Here is a 4554-nt window from a genome sequence, read left to right as displayed (position 1 = left end):
CGAGGTCCTCGCCTCGGCGGGGTCCTGCGGCGCGGGGGCGTCGAGTTCGGGGGCGCCGTCGAGAGGATGCGGGCGCCCCGCGCGCAGGTCCTGGGCGGCGTGCGTCGCGTCGGCACCGTGCGGCGCGACGGCGCGGGGTCCCCCGGAGGTACGAGGCACTTCGGGCGTACGGGTACGGGGCGGCGCCGCCTCTCCGTGGGCCCCCGCCTCTCCGTGCACCCCCGTCTCCCCGTCGCCTCCGGCTTCCCCGTGGAGCCCCGCCTCCGCGAGCGCCCCCGCTTCCGCGCGGTCCCCCGCCCCTTCGTTCGCCCCGGCCCGTACCCGTACGTGCCCCTCGCCGTCCGGCACCGTCGCCACCGGCGGCTGCGTGCCGCCCGCCACGACGCGCAGGACGGACTCGCCGACGCGCAGCAGGGCCCCGCGCGGGAGGGGCTGCGGGGTGCGGCCGACGGGGCGGCCCTCGATGGTCGTGCCGTTGGTGGAGCCGAGGTCGGCGACCTCCGCGCGGCCCCCGGGCCCGAGGACCACCGCGCAGTGCGCGCGCGAGACGTCGGGGTCGTCGAGCGTCACGTCGGCGTCGGCGGAGCGGCCGACGCGCACCTCGCCGCCGTGCAGCACGTGCACGCCGCCCGCGTCGGGGCCCGAGACGACCTGGAGCTGCGGGGCGGTGGGGTCGGGCTCGCCGCCGGGGCCCGCCGGGCCGCCGAGCGCGAGCACCGCGCCGTCCACGAGCGGGGGCTCGCCGAGCACCGCGCGGTGCGGGTCGAGGCGGGTGCCGTCCGCCCACCACGAGGACGTCGTCGCCTCGCCCGCGCGGACCGCCGTCCGCAGCCCGGCGGCGACCGCCGAGAGCTGCGTGCCCGCCGGGGCGGTGACGAGGACGTCGCAGTCGCGTCCCGCACCCCTCCGCGCCAGGAGGCTGAGCCGAATCTGCATCCCGGTCACGCGTCCCCTCTGCGCGCGCGCAGACCGGGGAAAGGGCTTCCGCCCCCGCCGCGCACGGGCACTCGGCCTGTACGTACAGACACGCATCCTCGCACTTGCCAGAGACAACCCGCCCGCCGATCGCCGTCGATTGATCTTGATTGATCTGCTCCGGTCGGAAAAGTTCCATGTCGGACGGCCCTGATCGGCCGGAACCGTTCGCTCCCCGGCTCCCGGCGACGGGCACCGGACCGGGGCACTCCTCGAACAGCCGGACGGTCCCGCGCGCCCGCGCGCCCCCGGAAGGCCCCTGCCGCGCACTACAGTGGGCGGAACTGTCCGAAGCGGTGGCCCCGCAGGCCGCCGCCCCGAACGCGGCCGGCCCGGAGCCCCCAGGGGCGCCCGGATGCGGGCGAGCCGGATGATCAGGGAGCTCATGACGTGCGGCCGGTAGGCAGCAAGTACCTCCTGGAGGAGCCGCTGGGACGCGGCGCCACGGGCACCGTCTGGCGTGCCCGCCAGACCGTCCCGGCGGGCGCCGAGGCGGCCGTGCAGGGGCAGCCGGGGGAGACCGTCGCCATCAAGGTCCTCAAGGAGGAGCTGGCGAGCGATCCGGACATCGTGATGCGCTTCCTGCGCGAGCGCTCGGTGCTGCTCCGGCTCACCCACCCCAATATCGTGCGGGTGCGCGACCTCGTCGTCGAGGGCGATCTGCTCGCCCTGGTCATGGACCTCGTGGACGGCCCCGACCTGCACCGCTACCTCCGCGAGAACGGCCCGTTCAGCCCCGTCGCCGCGAGCCTGCTCACCGCGCAGATCGCGGACGCGCTCGTCGCGAGCCACGCGGACGGCGTCGTGCACCGCGACCTCAAGCCCGCGAACGTCCTCCTCAGGGAGGACCCCGAGGGCGGTCTGCACCCGCTCCTCACCGACTTCGGCATCGCGCGCCTGGCCGACTCCCCGGGCCTCACCCGCACCCAGGAGTTCGTCGGCACCCCCGCCTACGTCGCCCCCGAGGCCGCCGAGGGCCGTCCGCAGACCTCCGCCGTCGACATCTACGGCGCGGGCATCCTCCTCTACGAACTGCTGACCGGCCGCCCGCCCTTCCAGGGCGAGTCCGCGCTCGAAGTCCTCCACCGGCACCTGAGCGAGGAGCCCCGCCGCCCCTCGAACGTCCCCGAACCCCTGTGGACGGTCGTCGCGCGCTGCCTCGGCAAGAACCCGGACCACCGTCCGAGCGCCGAGAACCTCGCCCGCGCGCTGCGCGTCGTCGCCGAGGGCGTCGGCGTGCACGCGAACTCCGCGCAGATCGCGGCGGCCGAGGGCGTCGGCGCCCTCCTCGCGCCCGACCCGGACCCCGCCCCGGTGCCGGAGGCGCCCCCAGGGGCCGCCGCCCCCACCGAGGTGCTCTCGCGTGACGGCCTCCCGCCGGGCGCGGGCGCGTACGACCCGGCGGCGCCGACCTCCGTGCTCCCCACGACGGGCCCGGGCCAGGGCGCCGGTACGGGGCAGGGCGGGCGCCCCGGCGAGGCCGACCCGACCGCCGTCATGCCCCCCGTGCCGCCGGGTCGGCAGGGCGAGGAGCCCGGCGCCCCGCACCCCTGGGAGAACCAGCTCCGGGCCGCCCGCGACCGCAACGAGCAGACGCAGATCCAGTACCTCGACCCCGACGACGACCCCCTGCGCCGCCGCCCGCACCGGCAGCAGGGCCCCGCCCCGTACGGGCAGGCGCCGCAACCGGGCCCCTACGACCCGCCGCAGGCGCAGCGGCCCCCGTACCGGCAGGGCGGGTATCAGCAGGGGCAGCAGGGCGGCTATCAGCAGCCCTACCAGCAGCAGCCCCCGCAAGCCCCGCAGCCGCAGCAGTACGCGCCCCCGCCCGCCCCGCGCCGGCAGGCCCCGCCGCCCGCCGAGGCCCCGCCGCGCCGCGAGCCGAGGCCGCCGCGCGAGCCGCGCCGCCGCAGCGCAAACCCGATGCGCATCCCCGGCCTCGGCTGCCTCAAGGGCTGCCTGTTCACGCTGGTGATCCTCTTCGTCGTCGGCTGGATCGTCTGGGAGGTCAGCCCGCTCCAGGACTGGATCGGGACGGGCAAGGGCTACTGGGACCAGCTCGGCAGCTGGATCAAGGAAGTCTCGGGCTGGTTCTCGAAGCTGAACGGCTAGCGGCGCCGGGACGGGGGACGGGGCGGGCCGGGGACCTCACGGGCGCGGGCCGGCCCGGCGCGGGAGGCGGGCCCGGCGCGGGGCGCGGGTCCGGCGCGGGGCGCGGGTCCGGTGGCCGGGCGGTGACTCGCGCGGTCTCCGGTCCGGTGGCTGGTTCGGCGACAAGTCGACAATCATCCGATGTCTTCGGCCGCCGAACCCCCATAAATCCGGACCGATCGCCGTTCCGATGTGGCGCGAAGGGCGATCCTGGGCACGGAGGACCCCAGGACGCGCGTAACTTTGCGCATCGTCGCCTCGCCTCGCCACGACCGCGCGGAGCGAGGTCACGCCACGACTTTGCAAACGTCGCCACGCCACGTCCCCGGCCGCGCCGGGGCCCGACCTGTCGGAGCAGTTTTGGCACGCAAGATCGGCAGCCGGTACACCGCACACCAGCTTCTCGGGCGGGGCAGCGCGGGGAGTGTGTGGCTCGGCGACGGCCCCGAGGGGCCCGTCGCGATCAAGCTGCTCCGCGAGGACCTCGCGGCCGACCAGGAACTCGTCGGCCGCTTCGTCCAGGAGCGCACCGCGCTGCTCGGCCTCGAACACCCCCACATCGTCACCGTGCGCGATCTCGTCGTGGACGGCAACGACCTCGCGCTCGTCATGGACGCGGTACGCGGCACCGACCTGCGCACCCGCCTCGACTCCGCCCACCGCCTCCCCCCGGCCGCCGCCGCCGCGATCGTCGCCGACATCGCCGACGCCCTCGCCTTCGCGCACAAGGCCGGGGTCGTGCACCGCGACGTCAAGCCCGAGAACATCCTGCTCGACATGTCGGGCACCCCGGGCCGCGCGGGCGAACACCCCGCGCTCCTCACCGACTTCGGTGTCGCCAAGCTCATCGACAGCCCCCGCTCCACGCCCACCGGGCGCAGCACGAAGATCATCGGGACGCCGGACTACTGCGCCCCCGAGATCGTCGAGGGCCTGCCGCCGCGCGCCGCCGTCGACATCTACGCGCTCGCGACGGTCCTCTACGAACTCCTCGCCGGTTTCACGCCGTTCGGCGGCGGCCACCCCGGAGCGATCCTGCGGCGGCACGTGACGGAGACCGTCGTCCCGCTCCCCGGCATCCCCGAGGAGCTGTGGCAGCTCCTCCTCCAGTGCCTCGCCAAGGCCCCCGCCTCCCGGCTGCGCGCCTCCGAACTCGCCGAGCGACTGCGCGAGATGGCGCCGCTGCTCGACGGCCTCCCGGCCCTGGAGGTGGACGAGCCGCAGCCGGAGCCCGCCGAGGCGGGCGAGCCGGTGGCCGAGGAGACCCCGGGCGCCGCGCCGCGCGGCGCGGTCTCGCTGGTCCCGGCCGCGCCCGGCAAGGACTCGGGGCGGGACACGCACACGAGTATGCGGGTGCCCGGCGTGGACGAGCTCTCCGGCGGCGCGCACGGCACCGCGCGGGTCCCGCGCGCCCCCGGGGCGCCCCGG

3 protein-coding genes are annotated in these 4554 nt (G+C 76.6%); 2 read left to right on the top strand and 1 reads right to left on the bottom strand.

Translation table 11 applies throughout. The features are described from left to right. A partial coding sequence (locus SSBG_RS09825) for an FHA domain-containing protein (RefSeq protein WP_037869381.1) occupies positions 1 to 936 on the bottom strand: 936 nt, incomplete at its 3' end. 429 nt (positions 937 to 1365) lie between these two features. Here SSBG_RS09825 and SSBG_RS09820 point away from each other — a divergent pair. Continuing rightward, a complete protein-coding gene (locus SSBG_RS09820) occupies positions 1366 to 3087 on the top strand; it encodes a serine/threonine-protein kinase (RefSeq protein ID WP_008746013.1) in 1722 nt (573 codons plus the stop codon). A 399-nt stretch (positions 3088 to 3486) separates the two neighbouring features. After that, on the top strand, positions 3487 to 4554 hold a 1068-nt coding region (locus tag SSBG_RS09815), incomplete at its 3' end, for a serine/threonine-protein kinase (RefSeq protein WP_037869380.1).

It is taken from the genome of Streptomyces sp. SPB074, from assembly GCF_000154905.1.
GTDB lineage: Bacteria > Actinomycetota > Actinomycetes > Streptomycetales > Streptomycetaceae > Streptomyces.
The sequence above is the reverse complement of the archived record's forward strand: the minus strand, read 5'-3'. Positions and strand labels throughout refer to the sequence as shown.